Below are 20153 nucleotides of genomic sequence, written 5' to 3' on the forward strand. Positions count from 1 at the left end.
GTGAGGGGCCTAATCGGCCCCCATGAGCAGCCGCGCATTCATCACAGGCATATCCGGACTGGAATTGAGCGCCGACGAGCGCGCTTTTATCCGTGCCGAGCTGCCATGGGGCTTTATACTATTCAAACGAAACATTGAGACCCCCGCGCAAGTTGCTTCGCTTGTTGGCGAATTACGCGATTTGATCGGAAACGCCGAGGCGCCCGTCCTGATCGACCAGGAAGGCGGGCGGGTGCAGCGGCTCGGACCGCCGCATTGGCCGGTCTATCCGCCAGGCGCCGTCTTTGGGGCGTTGTACGACATTGACCCCAAGTTGGGCTTCAAGGCCGCCCGCTTGAGTTCACGGCTGATCGCAGCCGACCTGATCGACCTCGGAATCACGGTGGACTGCCTGCCGCTCGCAGACGTGCCGATCGCCGGCGCCGACGCTGTTATCGGCAACCGGGCCTATGGAACCGACCCGGGCAAGGTCGCCGCGATCGCTCGCGCCGTCACCGAGGGGCTCGAGCAGGGCGGGGTGTTGCCGGTCCTGAAGCACATTCCCGGCCATGGAAGGGCCACAGCGGACAGCCATTTTCGGCTGCCGACGGTTGATTCGACGAGGGAAGAGCTCGATCGGACCGATTTTGCCGCCTTCCAACCGCTGGCGGACCTGCCGATGGCGATGACCGCACATGTTGTGTTTAGCGCGCTAGACCCCGTCCATCCGGCGACGACTTCTGCGACAATCATCCGGCAAGTGATTCGCGGCGTAATCGGGTTCCAGGGTTTGTTGATGAGTGATGACGTGTCCATGAATGCGTTGGCGGGATCGATCGCCGAGCGGACCCGAGCCATCGTCAACGCCGGCTGCGACATGGTTTTGCACTGCAACGGCAAGCTCGACGAAATGCGCGATGTCGCAGCCGAGACGCCGGAACTGACGGGCGAGGCCCTCAATCGCGCCAACCGGGCGCTGGCCTCGCGAAAGGCGCCGCTGCCGCTCGACCGGCAGGCGGCGCGGGCTGAACTGGACGCGTTGATGAATCGGGTAGGGACGGTATGACGGCGGAGATTCTATCGTTTGAGACCGGACGGCCCGCCGCTGACGGCACCGACAGCGAGCCCTCGCTGGTTGTCGACGTCGAGGGCTATGAGGGGCCGCTTGACCTGTTGCTGACGCTGGCGCGGCAACAGAAGGTCGACCTGTCCAAGATTTCGATCCTGGCGCTGGCCGACCAGTATCTCGTCTTCATCGAGGCGGCGCGAAAGATTCGCCTCGAACTCGCGGCCGACTATCTGGTGATGGCGGCCTGGCTGGCGTTCCTGAAATCGCGGCTGCTGCTGCCCGAGCCGGCGACGCCGGACGGCCCGAGCGCCGAGGAGATGGCGACCGCACTGGCCAACCGGCTGCGCCGGCTGGAAGCCATCCGCGAGGCAGCCAACCGGCTGATGAACCGGCCGCAGTTCCAGCGCGATATTTTCCCGCGCGGCAATCCGGAATCGATCGCGGAAATCCGCCACCCCAAATTCACCGCGACCCTGTACGACCTGCTCACGGCCTATGCCACGCAGCGTCAACAGAAGGTGCTGGCAACGGTGCATCTGGCCAAGCGCACGGTGTGGTCGCTGTCGGAAGCGCGTGCCTCGCTGGAGCGGCTGGTCGGCGTGGCCGATGACTGGAGCTGCCTCGACGAGTATCTCCTCAGCTATGTCGTCGATCCCTCGCAGAAGGCGACGGTATTTGCATCCACCTTTGCCGCAGCGCTTGAGCTGGTGCGGGAAGGCGAGATGGAACTGAACCAGAAAGAGGCGTTCGCGCCGCTGTATTTTCGTAAGCGTCAGCCGCAGGCGTCCGGGGCGATGTCCGCTTCGGATCTCTCGGTCGAGTAAGTGGAAGAAGGAGACTTAGCCATGGCGAGCCTCGCGGAAAAGCGAATGGAAGAAGCCGAGGAACATTCCGTCGATCCCACGAACGAGCCCGAAGCGCGGCCCGAAGAATTGCGGCTGCTGGAAGCGCTGTTGTTCGCCTCCGCCGAGCCGGTCGATCAGGCGGCGCTGGCCAAGCGCATGCCCGACGGCGTCGACGTCAAGGTCGCCTTGGCGCAACTGCAGGCGGAATACGCCACGCGCGGCGTCAATCTGGTGCGGGTCGCGAACAAATGGACGTTCCGCACCGCCGGCGATTTGGCGTGGCTGATGACGCGGGAGAGCACGGAAACGCGGCGGCTGTCGCGCGCGGCCATCGAGGTGCTCGCGATCATCGCCTACCACCAGCCGGTGACGCGCGCCGAGATCGAGGAGATCCGCGGCGTGATCACCTCCAAGGGCACGCTGGATGTGTTGCTGGAGACCGGCTGGATCCGTCCCCGCGGCCGCCGCAAGACGCCGGGCCGGCCGTTGACGTTCGGCACCACCGACGGGTTCCTGTCGCAGTTCAGCCTGGAAGCGCTCGGCGATCTGCCGGGCCTGGAAGAGCTGAAGGGCACGGGCCTGCTGGATTCGCGGCTGCCTTCCGGCTTCAGCGTTCCGACCCCGTCGGACGACGTGGCGCTGCGAGAGGACGAGGATCCGCTGGATGCCGGCGACACCCTGGAACTCCTGCTGGCGCCGGCCGCCGAGCCGGAGACGCCGAGCGAGGGCTAGTAGGACTCGTCATTCCGGGATGGTCCGAAGGACCAGACCTCAGGTGCGCCATTGCGCACCATAGTTCGATGCTTCGCATCGCCCCGGAATGACGGTTATAGAAAAGCCCCGCTTATTCCTCGAAACCGGATTAACGGTAGCAATAATACGTAGTCGCGACAGCGATTTGCCGCGGCTTGGGTCCTTGTTTTTGACACCTCCCGGGCCTACCTTCCGGCAAAGCTTGGGCCGGTTGCCGGCCGTCTCTTTTGGAGGGTTGCAGGATGGGTTCGCTTAGCATTTGGCACTGGATCGTCGTGATCGCAGTGGTCCTGCTGTTGTTTGGCCGCGGCAAGATTTCGGACCTGATGGGCGACGTCGCGCAGGGCATCAAGTCCTTCAAGAAAGGCTTGCAGGACGATGACAAGCCTGCGGAAAAGCCTGCGGTCGAGCCGACCAAGACCATCGATCACAATGCGGCGCCGACGGCGGCACGCACCGATGTCGGCAGCAAGGCTGTCTGACGGTTTAGTCGTAGGCGCCCATCTGGCGTGGACCGGTGTCCGGGGAAGCCATGGACGCCGGTTGAGAAAAGACGTGGGCCGCCCCAAAATCTTGCTATTGAGATTTGGGTGGGGCGGGGTCGCGTAAGCGGAAATTTTCATGTTCGACATCGGGTGGAGTGAACTGGTCGTCATCGCGGTTGTCGCGCTGATCGCCATCGGCCCGAAAGAGCTGCCGGGCGTGCTGCGCATGGTCGGGCAATGGATGGGCAAGGCCCGCAAGATGGCCTCCGAATTCCAGGGCCAGTTCCAGGAAGCGATGCGCGAGGCCGAAATGGCCGACCTCAAGAAGAGCTTTGACGAGGTCAAGGACGTCGCGACCGGCATGTCTCCCACCAATCTGATGACTTCGCTGCAAAAGGACGTCGGCGACGCCTTGCAGATCGGCGACATCGACAAGCCCGTCAATTCGCAGGTGGAAACCTCGATCGGCGAAACCGTGACGCCCGAAATCGTCGCACCGACCACGCCGGCCGCCCCGACGGCCGAGACCTTTGTCGAGGCCGAAACCCATCAGGCTGCTTCCGAGCCGCTGGTGATTACGCGTGAAGTTCAGGCCGCGCAGCAGCAGGACATCGCGCCACCGGCGCCGGATATTCTCAAGGACGCCAAAGCGTCATGAGCGACGAAGACATCGAGGCCAGCAAAGCGCCGCTGATGGACCATTTGATCGAGCTGCGCTCGCGGCTGATCAAGGCGCTGCTGGCGTTCGGTATAGCCTTCATCTTCTGCTTCTTCTTCGCCAAGCAGATCTACAACGTGCTGGTGTGGCCGTTCGTCTGGGTCGCCGGCCCCGAGAATTCGAAGTTCATCTACACGGCGCTGCTGGAATATTTCCTCACGCAGTTGAAACTCGCGCTGTTCGGCGCCGGCTTCATCTCATTCCCGATCATCGCGACGCAGATCTACAAATTCGTGGCGCCCGGGCTCTACAAGCACGAGCGCGGTGCGTTCCTGCCGTATCTGGTGGCGACCCCGTTCTTCTTCGTACTCGGCTCGCTCCTGGTTTATTTCATCGTGCTGCCGATGCTGGTGCGCTTCTCGCTCGGCATGCAGCAGTCCGGCGGCGACGAGACCGCGCAGATCCAGCTGTTGCCGAAGGTCGGCGAATATCTGTCGCTGATGATGGGGCTGATCTTCGCCTTCGGCATCGCGTTCCAGCTGCCGGTGATCCTGACGCTACTCGGCCGGATCGGCATCCTCACCGCAAAACAGCTGCGCGAAAAGCGGCGCTATTTCATCGTGGTCGCCTTTGTCATCGCCGCCGTCCTGACGCCGCCCGACGTGCTGAGCCAGGCCTCGCTCGCGCTGCCCTTGCTGGTTCTCTACGAAGGCTCGATCCTCGCGGTCGCCCTGGTGGAGAAGCGGGCCGCCGCCGCAGCCAAGGGTGCGACCGGTACGCCGCCCTCCGCGACCCCGCCGCCCGCGGCCAATCCGGCCGAGTAGGGCCGCTTCGCCTGCGTTTGACCTGATCATCCCGACGGCGGTCCATGATTCGTCATGCCCGGGCTTGACCCGGGCATCCACGACTTGTTCTAAGGCAGCAAACACGTGGATGGCCGGGACAAGCCCGGCCATGACGCAGGAATTTGGCCATGCACGACATCAAATCGATCCGCGATAACCCGCAAGCCTTCGACGCCGGACTGAAGCGCCGTGGCCTGGCGCCGCTGTCGCCGTCGCTGCTGGCGATCGACGAAAGGCGCCGCGCGGCGATCCTGGCCTCCGAACAGGCGCAGGCACGGCGCAATGCGGCTTCAAAGGAAATCGGCGACGCCAAGAAGGCGAAGGATGAGGCGCGTGCATCGAAGTTGATGGCCGAGGTCGCCGAACTCAAGACCACGATGCCCGAGCTTGAAGCTGCGGCAAAGACGGCGGACGACGAGCTTGCAAAAGAGTTGGCCGCGATCCCGAACCTGCCGCTCGACGAAGTGCCCGACGGCGTCGACGAGCACGGCAATGTGCAGCGTCAGGTGTTCGGCAAGGCGCGCACTTACGGTTTTGCGCCGAAGCCGCATGACGATCTCGGCGGCGCGCTTGGTTACATGGATTTCGAGGCGGCGGCGAAACTGTCCGGCGCGCGTTTTGTCGTGCTGAAGAAAGGCCTCGCGCGGCTGGAGCGCGCGATCGGGCAATTCATGCTCGATCTCCACACCAATGAGCACGGCTACAGCGAGATCAATCCGCCGCTATTGGTGCGCGACGACGTGATGTTCGGCACCGGGCAATTGCCGAAATTCGAGGATGATCAGTTCTGGGCGATCAAGGGCGAACTGCTGGCGGCTCCGGATGATGGCCGCTTAAAGAGTGAACGTCTTGGCCTCATTCCCACGGCCGAAGTATCGCTCACTAACCTCGTCCGCGAATCCATTGTCGACGACAAGGAATTGCCGATGCGTCTCACGGCGCTGACGCCGTGTTTCCGTGCGGAGGCAGGTGCCGCCGGCCGTGATACCCGAGGCATGATCCGCCAGCATCAGTTTACCAAGGTCGAGCTGGTCTCGATCACCACGCCGGAGAACAGCCGCGACGAACACGAGCGCATGCTGTCCTGTGCTGAGGAAGTGCTGCGCCGCCTCGACCTGCATTATCGTGTCATGACGCTGTGCGCGGGCGACATGGGTTTCTCCGCGCAAAAAACCTACGACATCGAAGTGTGGATGCCGGGGCAGGGCGACGGCGGTGCTTATCGCGAAATCTCCAGCTGTTCGGTGTGCGGCGATTTCCAGGCGCGGCGCATGGATGCGCGCTATCGCGGGCCCGACGGCAAGCCGCGTTTCGTGCATACGCTGAACGGTTCCGGCACTGCGGTCGGCCGCGCGCTGATTGCGGTCATGGAAACCTATCAGCAACAGGATGGCTCGATTGCGGTGCCCGACGTGCTGCAACCTTATATGGGCGGCCTCAAAGTGATCGAGCACGACAAATAGCAAAGTCGAAAATGGCCCTGCATCGCGACATCCATTGGATCGGCCGGCAATGGGCTGTCACCGGCCTCGGGATGCAGTTGATCGACCAGAAGCTGAAGGGCTTCTTTGATATCGAGGTCCCGCAATTGTGGGACGAGGCGCTGATCGAAACCACGCGCGCAAAGGAATGGCTCAACGTCGCGGATTTCGACAAGGGGCTCGAGGTGGCGCGAAAGCGGTTTCCTCCGGGCAGCGTGACGTCGCCGCCGGCGGCGGCCACCCCAGCGCAGCCGGCCGCATTGGCGGCCGTTCCGGAGGCTCAGCCCGTTCCACCGTTGACATCAGTTGCATCCGCTCCGCCCATCGTAGCGGCTCCGGTTATCACATCGATCAAGCGGGTTATCACGACGCCTGCAGAACCGCTGCCGCAAGAGGCTGAAATGATCGAGCCGGCAAAATCGGCGCTGGGAAAATTTCAGATGCAGTTTCTAGGTTATGGCAAGTTCATTCGTCCCTGGCGGGTCCGAATGAAAGAGTGACGGTATTTTGGCGGTTTGCCTCGGCGGCGATAGCCGGATAATACGGCGCCCGGAAACCGGCCTCGACTCGAACCAGAAGGCATTTTGACGGATGCGCATTCTCTGCACCAATGACGACGGCATTCACGCTCCCGGTCTGAAGGTCGTCGAGGAGATCGCCCGCGCGCTGTCGGACGACGTCTGGATCGTGGCGCCCGAACTCGATCAATCCGGCGTCTCGCATTCGCTGTCGCTGAACGATCCGCTGCGGCTGCGTGAAGTCGGCCCGCGCCATTTTGCGGTGCGTGGCACGCCGACCGATTGCGTGATCATGGGCGCGCGCCACATCCTCGGTGAGAAGCTGCCGGACCTCGTGCTGTCGGGCGTCAACAAGGGCCGCAACGTCGCCGAGGACGTGGTCTATTCCGGCACCATTGCGGGCGCGCTGGAAGGCACCATTCTGGGCATCCCGTCATTCGCGCTGAGCCAAGAATTTTCCATCGACACGCGCCACGCGCCGCTGTGGGACACGGCGGTGAAATTCGGACCGGATATCGTGCGCAAGGTGATCGACGCCGGCGTGCCCAAGAACACCGTGATCAACGTCAACTTTCCGGCCTGCACCCCCGACCAGGTCAAGGGCATCCGCGTCACGCGGCAGGGCAAGCGCAATCTCGGTTTCCTGAAAGTCGACGAGCGTCACGACGGCCGCGGCAACCCCTATTTCTGGATCGGCTTCGAACGCGCCGCGGTGCTGGACACGCCGGCCGAAGGCACCGATCTCGCCGCATTGGCCGCGCGCTACGTCTCAGTGACGCCGCTGCGGCTCGACCGCACCGATGAAGCGTTTTCGGAAGCACTGACGACGACGTTGAAGTGAGACGAAGGCAGTCCTCCGTCGTCGTCCCGGCCTGGTGCGCAATTGCGCACGGGGGGCCGGGACCCATAAACACCGGCGATGATTGTGACGCTTGGTATTTGCTGCCCGGGGCAAACGATGGGACGCGGCGTATGGGTCCCGGCCTTCGCCGGGACGACAGCGGTTATATGCGGCTAAGCCGCAGCGCTCTTCAGCGCGCTGTTGATCATCTGCGCCAGCGTTTCCAGCTGAAACGGTTTTTGCAGGGCCGGGCGGTCGCGATATTCCTCGGGCAGGCCGGAGGAACCGTAGCCAGTCGCGAAAATGAACGGGCGGTTGCGCGCCTTGATCAGTTCGGCCACCGGCGTGATCACCTTGCCGTTGACGTTGACGTCGAGGATGGCGAGATCGAAGTCGGTCGATTGGGCGAGCTTGACGGCTTCGCCGATTTCGCCGGCCTCGGCGGCGACGCTGTAGCCGAGCTCTTCGAGCATGTCGGCCACCATCATCCGGATCATGACTTCGTCTTCGACGAGAAACACTGAACAGCCCTGCGGCCGCGTCGCCATCATGATGGAATCCTTGCCCTTCCCGAGCTCAAGGTTCGCAAATAACACCAGTCGGCGCAACGACAAGATGGGATAGGCCAAGGCCTGCGGCCCACCCGTCAAGAGTCCGATTTTCCGGGCTCTAACGCTGCTTCCGGACCCTGGTTCCGCGATCGGAACCCATTTTTGAGGAAATTCTTCCTTAAAGCTCTGGTGGCTATTGCATCCAATCTCTGCCGAAGCACTAGATGAATGGCCAGCCGTGACCCTTGAGTCGCTAATGTCGCAAGAACCGCCCGAAAAGATGATGTTCCAGCTGACCCTGCGGCGGCGGGGGATCAGCGACCAGACCATCCTGCGCACCATGGAAGAGGTGCCGCGCGAGACGTTCGTGACCGCTGCCGATCGCGGCCATGCCTATCGCGACAGCGCGCTCGGCATCGCCTGCGGGCAAACCATCAGCCAGCCCTTCGTGGTCGCCTACATGACCGAGCAATTGCAGCTGCAGAAGCAACACAAGGTGCTCGAGATCGGCACCGGCTCCGGTTACCAGGCCGCGGTCCTGTCCCGGCTTTGCAAGCATGTCCTGACCATGGAGCGGTACCGGACGCTGGCCGACAGCGCGCGCGCCCGGCTGGAAAAGCTGGGCTACGACAATATCGAGGTCCTGCTTGGCGACGGTTTCGATATCCCTGCTGGTGCGGGGGATTTCGACCGCATCATCGTGACCGCGGCAATGGAGCAAATTCCCGAACAGCTGCTGGCGCGGCTGGAGCCGGGCGGCATCCTGCTCGCGCCGGTGGGGCCGCATCAGGGCGTCCAGACGCTGGTGCGCGTCACGAGGACTGACGCAGGGTTCGATCGCAAGGCGCTGGTCGACGTGCGCTTCGTGCCGGCACTGCCGGGAATTGCCCGCGAACTGTAGAAGCACGGGATTGGCGGTTTCCGCCAACATCTTATTTGAAGGGTTAAGCGGTTATTTACTCGGGACGTGTTTACTCAAAAGAGTATTTTGTTGCGTACAAGTGAGTAACCATGTCCCGTGTCGCCGAGTTACTTCGCTCGCGTCGCATGCCGCAGATTGCGGTGCTGACGCTGATGTCGGTTGGCTTTGCCGGCTGCAGCGCCGATATGCAGACGCGCTTGTCCCAAAACACTTTATCAAACCCGTTCAACTATCAGCCGGACGCGACCGGTACGGTGCAGCAGGCGCCGGCGCCCCAGGTCGAGCGTCGCGAACTGCCGCAATATGCGCGGCCGCAAGCCCAGGCTCCGCAGTATCAGTCGCAATACCAGTCGTCGGCCTTGCCGCCACCGCCGCCCGTGGTCACGGCGCCGCGGTCCTATCAGGCCGCAGGCAACGGCGTGTCGGGAGGAGGCCGCGGGCTTTCGTCCTATACCCCGCCGGGTCAACCCAAGCTTGAGACCACCGCCACCGTTGCGCCGCGCTCGGTTGCCGCTGCGCCCGCACATGGCGGCACCACGATCATCGTCGGTACCAGCGACACGCTCGACATCCTGGCCAAGCGCTACAACGTTTCGCCGGCCGCGATCCTGCAGGCCAATGGTTACAAGGGACCGCGCGCGCTATCGCCCGGCCAGCAACTGATCATCCCGCGCCAGGCCGTCGCCGCCGCGCCCGCGCCGGCGGTAGCGCCGCCGGTCAGCAAGCCGGTCGCGGCCGTGGCAGGGCCGTCGAGCGTACACGTCGTCAATCGCGGCGATACGTTGATGAGCATTGCACGCCGCAACAACCTTCCGGTGGCGGATCTCGCCAAGGCCAACAACCTCGACACATCGGCCAAGCTCAGCCTCGGCATGAAGCTGACCGTGCCCGGCGCCAAGACCGCCGCCGCACCTGCGGCGCAGCCGGTTGCACCGGTGCAGCAAGTCGCAGCGGTCGCAGCGCCTGCCGCCAAGCCGTTGACACCCGCCGCACAGCCGCAAAGCGCGCGCCTGGCGCAGTCGACCGTCAATGTCGAGGAAAAACCGGCGGCCGAAGCGCCGGCGGTCAAGTCCAGCGAAGCCACTGGCGCGCTGCCGACCTTCCGCTGGCCGGTACGCGGCAAGGTCATCACGACCTACGGCGCCAAGACCAACGGCAAGGCCAATGACGGCATCAATCTGGCGGTGCCGGAAGGTACCCCGGTGAAGGCTGCCGAAGACGGCGTCGTCGCCTACTCGGGCAATGAATTGAAGGGTTACGGCAATCTCATTCTGGTTCGGCACTCCAACGGTTACGTCACCGCATATGCCCATGCGAGTGAGCTGATGGTGAAGCGCGGCGACACGATCAAGCGCGGCCAGATCATTGCCAAGTCGGGCCAATCGGGTGAGGTGGGGTCGCCGCAACTCCACTTCGAGATCCGCAAAGGATCTTCACCGGTTGACCCGCTTCAATTCCTGAACGGGGCGTGAGGCGCTCAAGAGCGTCCACATCCAGAACTGTCGTCGCCCGCCTTGTGCGCAATTGCGCACTGGAGCGGGTGATCCAGTATTCCAGAGACGCGTGATTGAGCCGAGAGGCTGCGGCGTACTGGGTCCCCCGCTTTTGCGGAGGACGACAGTCGTGTGCTGTTTGCGCGTAACGAACTATTTCTCCGTCAGCCGCACACCCAGCCGTCCCGCCAGCTCCTGCGTGAACTGCCAGGCGACGCGCCCCGAACGTGAGCCGCGTGTCGTCGACCATTCCAGTGCTTCGCGCTCCAGTTCCTCATCGGCAAGCTTGATGCCGTAATGGCCGCAATAGCCGCGGACCATCGCCAGATATTCGTCCTGGCTGCAGCGGTGGAAGCCGAGCCACAGACCAAAGCGGTCCGACAGCGAGACCTTTTCCTCGACCGCTTCACCGGGATTGATCGCGGTCGAGCGTTCGTTCTCGATCATTTCGCGCGCCAGAAGGTGCCGGCGGTTCGAGGTGGCGTAGAGGATCACATTGTCCGGGCGTCCCTCGATGCCGCCTTCGAGGACCGCCTTCAGCGATTTGTAGGAGGCGTCGTTGCCGTCGAAGGAGAGGTCGTCGCAAAACACGATGAAGCGGAATGAAGAGCTGCGCACCCGGTCCATCAGGCCCGGCAGGCTCTCGATATCCTCGCGATGGATTTCGATCAGCTTGAGTTTTTCGGCCGGCTTGCGCTTGAGGTTGATGTCGGCATGCGCGGCCTTGACCAGCGACGACTTGCCCATGCCGCGCGCGCCCCACAGCAGTGCGTTGTTGGCGGGCAGGCCGTCGGCAAACCGCTCGGTATTCTCGATCAGGATGTCGCGCATCCGGTCGATGCCCTTGAGCAACCCGAGGTCGACCCGGCTGACGCGCGGCACCGGCGCCAGCCGCCCGTCCGGGTGCCAGACGAAGGCGTCCGCAGCCCCGAACGACTCAGGCCCCGAGGTCGCCGGGGAGGCCGCGGAAAGGTGGTTCGCGATGGCCTCCAGCGCGTCCGCGATGCGCTCGGCGGTGGCGTCTTTGGAGGGGGCTGCCGGACGTTTTGTCGCGGATTTCGCAGTCCTCCGCGGGGCTGCTTTGAAGGTGGCGCGAGCCGCTGTTTTCTTGGGCTTTTTCGACATTTTCCCTGTTCCTGACCGCGCAGCCATAACGGGCCTTGGAAGCTCCCGCAAGCGGCCTAAATGAGGGGGCTGGCAGCGTTGCAATTGGGACGGCCGCCGCTATAGTCCGCGCGAATTTGCCCGGACCGGCCAGACGCTTGCGTCGCCGGTCGTTTCCCGTCTCACGAGGATTGTTCGAATGCTGATTACCCCTGCGTACGCCCAGGCTGCAGCCGGTGGCGATGCCAACAGCATGTTGATGTCGCTACTGCCGTTCGCACTGATCTTCGTCATCATGTACTTCCTGATTCTGCGCCCGCAGCAGAAGAAGATCAGGGACCATGCCGAACTGGTGAAAAACATCCGGCGCGGCGACACCGTCGTGACCTCCGGCGGCCTGGTCGGCAAGGTGACCAAGGTTGTCGACGACGACCAGATCGAGTTCGAGATTTCCGACGGAGTTCGCGTGCGCCAGATGCGGCAGATGATCTCCGGCGTTCGCGCCAAGGGGGAGCCGGCCAAGGAAAAGGCCGAAACCGCCAAGGACGAGACGTCCGCGAGCTGATTTGCGCTCTGCATACTCCTGATCTGACGGGTCAACTCGATGTTGTATTTCACGCGGTGGAAGGCGCTGGCGATCATTCTGACCGCCTTGGTGGTGTGCCTGTGCGCCGTTCCGAATTTCTTCCCCGAGGCCAAGGTAAAGACCTGGCCGAAATGGGCGCAGCGCCACATCGTGCTCGGCCTCGACTTGCAGGGTGGCTCGTCGCTGCTGCTGGAAGTCGACTCCAATTACGTCAAGAAGGAAAAGCTCGACCAGGTGCGCGACGACGTCCGCCGTGTGCTGCGTGAGGCCAAGATCCAGTATACCGGCCTCAGTGCCCGTGCCGATGTCGTCGAAGTGCGCATCACCAAAGACACCGATGTGCCGACCGCGCTGACCAAACTGCGCGAACTGTCGCAACCGCTTGGCGGCCTATTAGGGTCGAGCGGCCAGCGTGGCCTCGAGGTCGCTGACGGTGGCGGTGGGGTGATCCGGCTGACAGTCCCTCCGGCCGCGGTCACGGAGCGCATCCGCCAGTCGGTCGAACAATCGATCCAGATCGTCGAGCGCCGCGTCAACGAACTTGGAACGGTCGAACCCTTGATCCAGCGTCAGGGCATCGACCGCATCCTGGTGCAGGTGCCGGGCCTGCAAGATCCGACGCGACTGAAGGACATTCTTGGCAAGACCGCCAAGATGGAATTCCGGATGGTCGATCTGACGGTGCCGCCGGACCAGGCGCAACGGGGGAGCGTACCGCCGGACTCGGAGTTGCTGCCCAGCGCCGACCCGCAGTATCCGCAGCCCTATGTGATCAAGAAGCAGGTGCTCGTCTCGGGCGGCGACCTGATAGACGCCCAGCCGGGCTTCGACCAGCGCACCAACCAGCCGATCGTTTCGTTCAAGTTCAACAGCTCCGGATCACGGAAGTTCGCGGCGGCGACAACAGAACACGTCAAGGAACCGTTCGCGATCGTGCTGGACGGCAAGGTGATCTCGGCGCCGGTCATCCAGGAACCGATCACTGGCGGCTCCGGACAGATATCCGGTAACTTTACGGTGCAGGCCGCCAACGACCTGGCGATTCTGCTCCGCGCCGGCGCGCTGCCTGCGCCGCTGACCATCATCGAGGAACGCACCGTCGGTCCGGGCCTCGGTCAGGATTCGATCGAGAAGGGCGAGCTTGCGGCCTATGTCGGGTCGATCCTGGTCATCGTGTTCATGCTGGTGACGTACCGGCTGTTTGGCGTGTTCGCCAATATCGCGGTCGCCATCAACGTCGCCATGATCTTCGGCATCCTGTCGCTGCTGAACGCCACGCTGACGTTGCCGGGCATCGCCGGCATCGTGCTCACGGTCGGTATCGCTGTCGACTCCAACGTGCTGATCTACGAGCGCATCCGCGAAGAGTTGCGCGGCGGCCGCACCGCGATTTCGGCGATCGACGCCGGCTTCAGGCGCGCGCTGTCGACCATTCTCGACTCCAACATCACGACCTTCATCGCCGCCGCGGTGCTGTTCTATATCGGCACCGGGCCGGTGCGCGGCTTCGCCGTGACACTCGGCATCGGCATCATCACCACCGTGTTCACCGCGTTTACCCTGACCAGCCTGATCGTCGCCGGCTGGGTACGATGGAAGCGGCCGAAGACCGTGCCAATCTGAAGCATGATCCCGAAAAGTGGACACCGGTTTTCGGAACAGATCATGCTTCCAAACAGAAATAGAGCGACGAACATGATCCAGCTACGCTGGATCATGTTCGTGCTGACAATGCGGAGCCAGCTTTGACACAATACGTCCTCATCGGGCTGGGCATTCTGATTGCCGTGCTTACCGTGGTCGCCATATTCGATCTGCTGCCGCCGCTGCGGATCGTCCCCGACGATACGCATTTCGATTTCACGCGCTTTCGCCGTATCAGCTTTCCGATCTCGGCGGCGCTTTCGATCGTGGCGATCATCCTGTTCTTCACCCACGGCCTGAATTTCGGCATCGACTTCAAGGGCGGAACGTTGCTGGAGGTGCAGTCCAAGTCGGGCTCCGCCGACATCGCCACGATGCGTGCGACCTTGAGCAATCTCGGCCTCGGCGAGGTGCAGCTTCAGCAGTTTGGTGGTCCGGCCGACGTCCTGATCCGGGTTGCCGAGCAGCCCGGCGGCGACAAGGCGCAGCAGGATGCGGTGACGAAAGTCCGCACCGCCCTCGGCGACAGCGTGGAGTATCGCCGCGTCGAAGTGGTTGGACCTCGCGTTTCAGGCGAATTGCTGGCTTACGGCATGCTCGGCCTGATGCTCGCGATCTTCGCGATCCTGATCTATCTCTGGTTCCGGTTCGAATGGCAGTTCGCGCTCGGCGCCATGATCGCCAACGTCCACGACATCGTGCTGACGATCGGCTTCATGTCGCTCACCCAGGTCGATTTCGACCTCACCAGTATCGCGGCGCTCTTGACGATTCTCGGCTACTCCCTGAACGACACGGTCGTGATCTATGACCGGATCCGGGAAATGCTGCGGCGTTACAAGAAGATGCCGATGCCGCAACTGCTCAATGAATCCATCAATTCGACGCTGTCGCGCTCGATCATCACCCACGTCACGGTGACGCTGGCCTTGCTGGCGCTGCTGTTGTTCGGCGGGCACGCGATCCACAGCTTCACGGCGGTCATGATGTTCGGCGTCGTGCTGGTCGGCACCTACACCTCGATCTTCATCGCGGCGCCGATCCTGATCTATCTCGGCGTCGGCGAGCACCGCGACGCGCCGGAGAAGCCTGCAAAGAAGTAGGCGGGCATGATCCCGAAAAGTGGGAGCCGGCTTTCGGACAAGATCATGCCAGATCAAAACAAACCTTCCTCGGACGTACCGCATTTTCCGAGGTCGGCGCCGATCGAGGCCTACGGCAAGGGCGGTTTTGCGTTTGCCGACATGTCGCATCGCGGTTCGCTGCTGTGCCTGCCGGACGGCATCTGGGCCTGGGATGTTACAAAGCCCAGCGAAATCGATGAGCACTCGCTGGCGCGCGTCTTCAAGTCAGCCAATGCGATCGACACCCTGGTCGTCGGCACCGGCACCGACGTCTGGATTCCGCCCAAACATTTGCGCGAGGCGTTGCGTGCTGTGCGGGTGGTGCTGGACCCGATGCAGACCGGGCCGGCGATCCGCACCTACAACATCATGATGGGTGAGCGCCGGCGCGTTGCCGCCGCGCTGATCGCGGTGCCATGAGCGCAAGCGAGGCACCTAGGGATTCCGCCGGCTTCTGCGCCGACCTGGTGCGCACCCATGATTTCGTCCGCTACGCGTCGACGTTGTTCATGCCGGCTGCCCAGCGCCGCGCGCTGCTCGCGATCTACGCTTTTAACGCGGAGATTTCGCGGGTGCGCGAGCAGGTCAGCCAGCCGCTGCCCGGCGAGATGCGGCTGCAATGGTGGACCGACATGCTGGCCGGCGCGGGCCATGGCGGCATCGAAGGCAACCCGGTCGCGGCCGAACTGCTGCAGGTGATCCGCGACAACCGCCTGCCGGTCGACCCGCTGTCCCGCCTGATCGACGAACACCAGTTCGATCTCTACAACGACCCGATGCCGTCAATGGCGGCACTCGAAGGCTACATCAACGACACCTCGTCGGCGCTGTTTTCGCTGGCCGGGCGTATCGCGGCGCGGCCTTCGGAAGCGGTCGATCACCTCGCGCGCCACGCCGGTTTCGCCCAGGGCCTGGTGCAGGTGATCGAGAAGTTGCCGTGGGATGCGGCGCGGCGCCAGCTGTTCCTGCCGCTGCAATTGCTGCAGCAACACGGCAGCGGCGTGGAAGAGGTGTTTACTGGCAAGCAGACGCCGCAGGCGCGTGCGGCGATCGACCAGCTGATCGGCGAGGCGCGGGAGCATCTGGAAACCGCCTTCGAACTGCTCGCCAGCGTGCCGCCGGAGGTGAGGCCGGTATTCCTGCCGCTGGCGCTGGTCCGCCGCGACCTGAAGCGGATGTCGCGGGCCGATTCCGATCCGTTCGTGCCTAAGACCACGTCGCGATTGCGGACGCTGTGGACGCTGTGGCGCGCGTCGCGGTCGCCGGAGTTCGGCGGTTAGGAGTTTGCTCGCGTAGATGCGCCCGACGGCGAATCTATATCCGCCGCCTCGAAATTGAACCGGTCCCGCAAATTCTTGCGGCTCTCCAGAATGTCCTTCAGGAAAGCGCGGTCGGTGTCGTTCTTCATCATCGGCTCGATCAGGTCGAGCTGGTTCATCGCGACAAGCTGCAGGATCTCGGTGCGAGGCTTGCCGGCGCTGTCGCGCGGCAGCGCGTGCACGACCTGGATATGCTCCGGCGGTTTGACGCCCTTGGCGGAGGAAAGCTCGCTGCGCAGCTGCTTTTCGAGCGAGACTTGATCGGCCTCGACGAACGCATAGAGCCCGACGCCGGTGCGGCGGTCAGCAAAGGCGACGATCGCCGTGTCGCGCACGTCGGGGTTCTTCCGGATCATCTCGATCAGCACGGGCGCGTCATTGACCAGGCGACGGCCGCCGCCCTCCCGATCGGTGAAATTGAACAGGCCGCGGGTGATGGCCTGATAGACCTTCTTGCCGGTCATCAGCCAGACGCTGGCGACGACGGATTTGCGCGCCAGGATCTTGCGTTCCATCGGCGTCAGCGCTGCAGGCGCGTAGCTGCGCTTGTGTTTCAAGAGGTGCCGCAGATCCTCGTAGGCCGCGATGCGAAACAGCCGGCTGCGGCTCTTGAAGCAGGCGGCCAGCTGGAAATCGGTGAGATAGGCCTGCCCGTCGCTGCCGCGCAGCCAGTTCTGCTCCTTGGCGAGATCGTTATGGCAGATGCCGGCGCGATGCAGCTTTCGAAGCGCCAGCTTGGCCGAGCGGAAATAGCCGAGGTCGCCGTGGGGCTTGGCCATCTGCAGCGCGACGCCATCGATGAAGCCGCGCACCAGTGCCTGCCGGCCGGCCCACAGCAGCTTCGGGCCGACATTCAGGTCGCGCGCCAGCGCCAGCGCGCGGCGCTCGCGGGCGAACAAATGTCGGGCGAGGAGATAAGACCATACCGGCACCTGATCGAGCCGGCGCAACACCGCATCGACCTCGCCGGCGTCGCTTTTGAAGCGCCCGCGCTCGACGGTCGAAAACACGTCGCGCTTCAGCAGCACGCCTTCGGTCCATCGCGCCGACAGAATCGCGGCGTCATCCTTTGGCAAAGCCATGATCCTACGCCGCCGCTGCGACGCGCAGGTGATCGGCGATCCAGCGGTCGAGATCGGCCAGCGCCCGCGCGCTCATCGCCTGCTTCTTGGCGACCGTCTTCTCGTTGCCGCGCAGCCGTGTGCCGTCCGGCTTCTTGGTCGGCGGACTGGCAAGCGGCGGGAACAGGCCGAAATTGATGTTCATCGGCTGGAACGAACGCGGACCTGCGTCGACCGTCTCGATGTGACCGCCGGTGATGTGGCCAAGCAGGGATCCCAGCGCTGTCGTTGCCGGCGGCGGCGCCAGCGACTGCGCGCGCGCATCCGCCGCGGCATAGAGCCCGGCGATCAGGCCGATGCTGGCGGATTCCACATAGCCTTCGCAGCCGGTCATCTGGCCTGCGAAACGCAGCCGCGGCTGCGCGCGCAGCCGCAATTGGCCGTCCAGAAGTTTTGGCGAGTTCAGGAAGGTGTTGCGATGCAGCCCGCCGAGGCGGGCGAATTCGGCCCCCTCGAGCCCGGGGATGGTGCGGAAAACGCGCTGCTGCGCGCCGTGCTTCAGCTTGGTCTGGAAGCCGACGATGTTGTAGAGCGTGCCGAGCTTGTTGTCCTGGCGCAGCTGCACGATGGCGTAGGCCTTCACCGTCGGGTTATGCGGATTGGTGAGGCCGACCGGCTTCATCGGCCCGTGGCGCAGCGTCTCGTGGCCGCGTTCGGCCATCACTTCGACCGGCAGGCAGCCGTCGAAATAGGGGGTGTTGGTCTCCCAGTCCTTGAAGTCGACCTTCTCGCCGGCCAACAGATCAGCGACGAACGCGTCGTACTGCTCCTTGGTCATCGGGCAGTTGATGTAATCGGCGCCGGTGCCGCCGGGCCCGACCTTGTCGTAGCGCGACTGGAACCAGGCCACCGACATGTCGATGGAATCCTTGTGCACGATCGGCGCGATGGCGTCGAAGAACGCCAGCGCGTTCTCGTCGGTGAGCTCGCGAATCGCGTCCGCCAGCGGCGCCGAGGTGAGGGGGCCGGTCGCGACGATCACATTGCCCCAGTCGGCCGGCGGCAGTCCGGCGATTTCCGTGCGGTCGATCTCGATCAGGGGATGATCGTGCAGGGCACGGGTGACGGCGGCCGAAAATCCGTCGCGATCAACCGCCAGCGCGCCGCCGGCGGGCACCTGGTTGGCGTCTGCCGAGCGCATGATCAGCGAGCCCAGCCGGCGCATTTCGGCGTGCAGCAGGCCCACCGCATTGTTGGCGGCATCGTCGGAGCGGAATGAATTGGAGCAGACGAGCTCGGCAAGGCCTTCGGTTTGATGGGCCTCGGTCATCCGCACAGGGCGCATCTCGTGCAGGACCACGGGGATGCCGGCATTTGCGATCTGCCAGGCGGCTTCCGAGCCGGCGAGGCCACCGCCGATCACATGGACGGTGTTAGTTGGATTCTGGGCTGCGGTCATGCGCGCAGGGTTAGCGCGTTTTCTCGCCAAGTGCACCTGCGGCAATGGCGTTTTCAAAACAGGAATCCAGACTCAGATACGACAACGCCCGCAGCGAGGCGGGCGTTATCCGTTCGTCAGGCGGCTGACAAAGGATCAGCCGTTATAGGTCCCGGCTGCAACGCGCGGAATGTCCGAACGATCAAGGCCAATATCGGCCAGTTCGCGATCGCTAAGCTGGGACAGTTCGCTGACATTGCGCTGATAGTCCCGGAACGCCTGGATCATGCGGATGAGCGAGAGTAACATGGTAGTCTCCTTGAAATTACGATTCAGCTCTTGGAGGAAAGCCTCATCGTTGAAATGAATATAGCTGGTATTTTGCAGTGCAGAAGTTCCGATGTTGCGGTGCAGCTAATCCAAAAGCGCATGGCTAAGGTAAGATCCGATTAACCTTTCGGCAGGGCTGCCTCATCAAGTGGCCGAAGGGGTGTCTGGCCAGTCAATTGATACGAATTATCCTGTAAGATCGCGGCGTTGACGCAATCACGACACAACCATCACTGCTTGGTTCCGTGGTCTGAAATCGCCGCAAACGGACTTGAAACTCGTCGAGCCCGTCTCTCTGCGTAAGGAATTTCTGCATGCGTGATTCGCATGCACTCCGCAGTATAGAAATGAATTAAAAATCACTATATTGCCTGCGGACCGCACCACGCGTACCGCGACGGCCCAAGGCAGGGTCGCCGCCGGTGTCGTGCTTCGGCTGGCGAACTTTGCGCCGATCGCGGGTGACGACAGCTCTCCTGGCGCTAGACGAAGACGGTGCGAACAACCGATCGCGATGTGAATGCGACACCGCGCCAAGATGCGTTGGTCATCGTCACCGGTGTTGCACGCACCGTGGCGAGAACGAACGCTCACTGCAGCGCTGGATCGATCAACGCGCATGCTGCGCCGCGTCGTTACGCGGCTGTAATGAATTACGCAGCCGTAATGAAAAAGCGTAGTTTCGCATAAGCGCCTTGCATGCTGCGCTCAGCACCTCGCGCGAACGTTATTCCGAAATTTTCTGCAACCGGAAAACAATCATCGCGCAGATTCCGGCAATGACGCTGGTGCTGTCAAAAACAGAAAACGGAAAACAACATGCTCAATAAATTAATCGCAGCAGCCGCAATGGCTGCCATTGCCTACGCCATCGCTCCCGCAAACGCCGCCAAGGTGAACGCCGGCTGCAGCGGTCCCAACCTCGAAAAGACCGAGACCGCCATCGAAGCGATGGCGGACGGCGAGGGCAAGATTGTCGCGCAGAAGGAAATCGCCCTGGCTCAGGACGCCATGCTGAGCGGCAAGATGGGCGTATGCGGCGCGCATCTGAGCAAGGCGATGCACATAGGTACGGCGAAGTAGACGTATCCGGCGGAGGGCCTGTTG

General features: G+C 63.2%; 22 protein-coding genes. 17 read left to right on the forward strand and 5 right to left on the reverse strand.

Translation table 11 applies throughout. The annotated features are described in order from the left end of the window. The first annotated feature begins 22 nt into the window (after positions 1–22). From nagZ to surE, 9 genes are all read left to right on the forward strand, one after another. On the forward strand, positions 23–1045 hold the full coding sequence (gene nagZ / locus JQ600_RS22675) for a beta-N-acetylhexosaminidase (protein WP_212392121.1): 1023 nt from the start codon (positions 23–25) through the stop codon (positions 1043–1045). Continuing rightward, the gene (locus tag JQ600_RS22680; protein ID WP_212269933.1) at positions 1042–1872 is read left to right on the forward strand and encodes a ScpA family protein; all 831 of its coding nucleotides are present in this window, start codon (positions 1042–1044) and stop codon (positions 1870–1872) included. The genes nagZ and JQ600_RS22680 overlap by 4 nt, the downstream gene beginning before the upstream one ends. Positions 1873–1893: 21 nt before the next feature. Continuing rightward, positions 1894–2625, forward strand: coding sequence for an SMC-Scp complex subunit ScpB (gene scpB / locus JQ600_RS22685; protein ID WP_212392119.1), 732 nt, complete (start codon positions 1894–1896; stop codon positions 2623–2625). Between the two features lie 263 nt (positions 2626–2888). Further along, on the forward strand, positions 2889–3128 hold the full coding sequence (locus tag JQ600_RS22690) for a twin-arginine translocase TatA/TatE family subunit (protein ID WP_192739514.1): 240 nt from the start codon (positions 2889–2891) through the stop codon (positions 3126–3128). A gap of 139 nt (positions 3129–3267) precedes the next feature. Continuing rightward, a complete protein-coding gene (gene tatB / locus JQ600_RS22695; RefSeq protein ID WP_212392118.1) occupies positions 3268–3789 on the forward strand; it encodes a Sec-independent protein translocase protein TatB in 522 nt (173 codons plus the stop codon). Next, positions 3786–4613, forward strand: coding sequence for a twin-arginine translocase subunit TatC (tatC, locus tag JQ600_RS22700; RefSeq protein WP_212392117.1), 828 nt, complete (start codon positions 3786–3788; stop codon positions 4611–4613). Before tatB ends, tatC begins: the two co-directional genes overlap by 4 nt. A gap of 149 nt (positions 4614–4762) precedes the next feature. Beyond that, complete coding sequence (gene serS / locus JQ600_RS22705) at positions 4763–6097, forward strand: serine--tRNA ligase (protein WP_212392116.1); 1335 nt, start codon at positions 4763–4765, stop codon at positions 6095–6097. Positions 6098–6108: 11 nt separating this feature from the next. Further along, entirely contained in the window at positions 6109–6615 is a 507-nt protein-coding gene (locus JQ600_RS22710) for a hypothetical protein (protein WP_212392115.1), read from the forward strand. Between the two features lie 91 nt (positions 6616–6706). Further along, a complete protein-coding gene (gene surE / locus JQ600_RS22715) occupies positions 6707–7474 on the forward strand; it encodes a 5'/3'-nucleotidase SurE (protein WP_212269938.1) in 768 nt (255 codons plus the stop codon). Positions 7475–7647: 173 nt separating this feature from the next. On the opposite strand, the gene JQ600_RS22720 is transcribed toward surE, so the two are convergent. Continuing rightward, a complete protein-coding gene (locus tag JQ600_RS22720) occupies positions 7648–8025 on the reverse strand; it encodes a response regulator (RefSeq protein ID WP_212269939.1) in 378 nt (125 codons plus the stop codon). 256 nt (positions 8026–8281) lie between these two features. Between JQ600_RS22720 and JQ600_RS22725 the strand changes: the two genes are divergently transcribed. Then, on the forward strand, positions 8282–8926 hold the full coding sequence (locus JQ600_RS22725) for a protein-L-isoaspartate(D-aspartate) O-methyltransferase (protein WP_409363352.1): 645 nt from the start codon (positions 8282–8284) through the stop codon (positions 8924–8926). Between the two features lie 110 nt (positions 8927–9036). Then, entirely contained in the window at positions 9037–10419 is a 1383-nt protein-coding gene (locus tag JQ600_RS22730) for a peptidoglycan DD-metalloendopeptidase family protein (protein WP_212392114.1), read from the forward strand. 174 nt (positions 10420–10593) lie between these two features. Here the strand turns inward: JQ600_RS22730 and JQ600_RS22735 are convergent, their stop codons facing one another. Next, positions 10594–11565, reverse strand: a complete 972-nt coding sequence (locus JQ600_RS22735) for an ATP-binding protein (RefSeq protein ID WP_212392113.1) — start codon at positions 11563–11565, stop codon at positions 10594–10596. A 178-nt stretch (positions 11566–11743) separates the two neighbouring features. On the opposite strand from JQ600_RS22735, the gene yajC reads away from it, so the two are divergent. The 5 genes from yajC to JQ600_RS22760 all read left to right on the forward strand — a co-directional run bounded on the left by yajC (position 11744) and on the right by JQ600_RS22760 (position 16178). Then, on the forward strand, positions 11744–12109 hold the full coding sequence (gene yajC / locus JQ600_RS22740; protein ID WP_192739505.1) for a preprotein translocase subunit YajC: 366 nt from the start codon (positions 11744–11746) through the stop codon (positions 12107–12109). 39 nt (positions 12110–12148) lie between these two features. Continuing rightward, on the forward strand, positions 12149–13753 hold the full coding sequence (secD, locus tag JQ600_RS22745; protein WP_212392112.1) for a protein translocase subunit SecD: 1605 nt from the start codon (positions 12149–12151) through the stop codon (positions 13751–13753). 122 nt (positions 13754–13875) lie between these two features. Further along, positions 13876–14877 carry a protein translocase subunit SecF gene (secF, locus tag JQ600_RS22750; RefSeq protein WP_212269943.1) on the forward strand — a complete coding sequence of 334 codons (1002 nt, stop codon included), beginning with the start codon at positions 13876–13878 and terminating at the stop codon, positions 14875–14877. Between the two features lie 45 nt (positions 14878–14922). Continuing rightward, entirely contained in the window at positions 14923–15318 is a 396-nt protein-coding gene (locus tag JQ600_RS22755; protein WP_212392111.1) for an Mth938-like domain-containing protein, read from the forward strand. Beyond that, positions 15315–16178: a phytoene/squalene synthase family protein gene (locus tag JQ600_RS22760; RefSeq protein ID WP_212392110.1), complete on the forward strand. Its 864-nt coding sequence runs from the start codon at positions 15315–15317 to the stop codon at positions 16176–16178. Before JQ600_RS22755 ends, JQ600_RS22760 begins: the two co-directional genes overlap by 4 nt. Here the strand turns inward: JQ600_RS22760 and JQ600_RS22765 are convergent. The 3 genes from JQ600_RS22765 to JQ600_RS22775 form a co-directional block, all read right to left on the reverse strand. After that, the gene (locus JQ600_RS22765) at positions 16175–17299 is read right to left on the reverse strand and encodes a serine/threonine protein kinase (RefSeq protein ID WP_212392109.1); all 1125 of its coding nucleotides are present in this window, start codon (positions 17297–17299) and stop codon (positions 16175–16177) included. The genes JQ600_RS22760 and JQ600_RS22765 overlap by 4 nt on opposite strands. A 4-nt stretch (positions 17300–17303) precedes the next feature. Then, positions 17304–18737 carry a methylenetetrahydrofolate--tRNA-(uracil(54)-C(5))-methyltransferase (FADH(2)-oxidizing) TrmFO gene (gene trmFO / locus JQ600_RS22770; protein ID WP_212392108.1) on the reverse strand — a complete coding sequence of 478 codons (1434 nt, stop codon included), beginning with the start codon at positions 18735–18737 and terminating at the stop codon, positions 17304–17306. 135 nt (positions 18738–18872) lie between these two features. Next, complete coding sequence (locus tag JQ600_RS22775; protein WP_016846063.1) at positions 18873–19025, reverse strand: DUF1127 domain-containing protein; 153 nt, start codon at positions 19023–19025, stop codon at positions 18873–18875. An 840-nt stretch (positions 19026–19865) separates the two neighbouring features. On the opposite strand from JQ600_RS22775, the gene JQ600_RS22780 reads away from it, so the two are divergent. Continuing rightward, positions 19866–20129, forward strand: a complete 264-nt coding sequence (locus tag JQ600_RS22780) for a hypothetical protein (protein WP_192739849.1) — start codon at positions 19866–19868, stop codon at positions 20127–20129. Positions 20130–20153: the final 24 nt, after the last annotated feature.

The organism is Bradyrhizobium sp. AUGA SZCCT0176, from assembly GCF_018130145.1.
In the GTDB taxonomy this organism is placed as follows: domain Bacteria; phylum Pseudomonadota; class Alphaproteobacteria; order Rhizobiales; family Xanthobacteraceae; genus Bradyrhizobium.

Excerpts from the sequence above, each read along its gene's own strand:
- JQ600_RS22780 (WP_192739849.1), top strand. The coding sequence starts at position 19,866 with ATGCTCAATAAATTAATCGCAGCAGCCGCAATGGCTGCCATTGCCTAC.
- tatC (WP_212392117.1), top strand. The coding sequence starts at position 3,786 with ATGAGCGACGAAGACATCGAGGCCAGCAAAGCGCCGCTGATGGACCAT.
- secD (WP_212392112.1), top strand. The coding sequence starts at position 12,149 with ATGTTGTATTTCACGCGGTGGAAGGCGCTGGCGATCATTCTGACCGCC.
- JQ600_RS22755 (WP_212392111.1), top strand. The coding sequence starts at position 14,923 with ATGCCAGATCAAAACAAACCTTCCTCGGACGTACCGCATTTTCCGAGG.
- JQ600_RS22765 (WP_212392109.1), bottom strand. The coding sequence starts at position 17,299 with ATGGCTTTGCCAAAGGATGACGCCGCGATTCTGTCGGCGCGATGGACC.
- JQ600_RS22720 (WP_212269939.1), bottom strand. The coding sequence starts at position 8,025 with ATGATGGCGACGCGGCCGCAGGGCTGTTCAGTGTTTCTCGTCGAAGAC.
- serS (WP_212392116.1), top strand. The coding sequence starts at position 4,763 with ATGCACGACATCAAATCGATCCGCGATAACCCGCAAGCCTTCGACGCC.
- JQ600_RS22690 (WP_192739514.1), top strand. The coding sequence starts at position 2,889 with ATGGGTTCGCTTAGCATTTGGCACTGGATCGTCGTGATCGCAGTGGTC.
- yajC (WP_192739505.1), top strand. The coding sequence starts at position 11,744 with ATGCTGATTACCCCTGCGTACGCCCAGGCTGCAGCCGGTGGCGATGCC.
- scpB (WP_212392119.1), top strand. The coding sequence starts at position 1,894 with ATGGCGAGCCTCGCGGAAAAGCGAATGGAAGAAGCCGAGGAACATTCC.
- JQ600_RS22710 (WP_212392115.1), top strand. The coding sequence starts at position 6,109 with ATGGCCCTGCATCGCGACATCCATTGGATCGGCCGGCAATGGGCTGTC.
- tatB (WP_212392118.1), top strand. The coding sequence starts at position 3,268 with ATGTTCGACATCGGGTGGAGTGAACTGGTCGTCATCGCGGTTGTCGCG.
- JQ600_RS22775 (WP_016846063.1), bottom strand. The coding sequence starts at position 19,025 with ATGTTACTCTCGCTCATCCGCATGATCCAGGCGTTCCGGGACTATCAG.
- JQ600_RS22725 (WP_409363352.1), top strand. The coding sequence starts at position 8,282 with ATGTCGCAAGAACCGCCCGAAAAGATGATGTTCCAGCTGACCCTGCGG.
- surE (WP_212269938.1), top strand. The coding sequence starts at position 6,707 with ATGCGCATTCTCTGCACCAATGACGACGGCATTCACGCTCCCGGTCTG.
- trmFO (WP_212392108.1), bottom strand. The coding sequence starts at position 18,737 with ATGACCGCAGCCCAGAATCCAACTAACACCGTCCATGTGATCGGCGGT.
- JQ600_RS22735 (WP_212392113.1), bottom strand. The coding sequence starts at position 11,565 with ATGTCGAAAAAGCCCAAGAAAACAGCGGCTCGCGCCACCTTCAAAGCA.
- JQ600_RS22680 (WP_212269933.1), top strand. The coding sequence starts at position 1,042 with ATGACGGCGGAGATTCTATCGTTTGAGACCGGACGGCCCGCCGCTGAC.
- JQ600_RS22730 (WP_212392114.1), top strand. The coding sequence starts at position 9,037 with ATGTCCCGTGTCGCCGAGTTACTTCGCTCGCGTCGCATGCCGCAGATT.
- nagZ (WP_212392121.1), top strand. The coding sequence starts at position 23 with ATGAGCAGCCGCGCATTCATCACAGGCATATCCGGACTGGAATTGAGC.
- JQ600_RS22760 (WP_212392110.1), top strand. The coding sequence starts at position 15,315 with ATGAGCGCAAGCGAGGCACCTAGGGATTCCGCCGGCTTCTGCGCCGAC.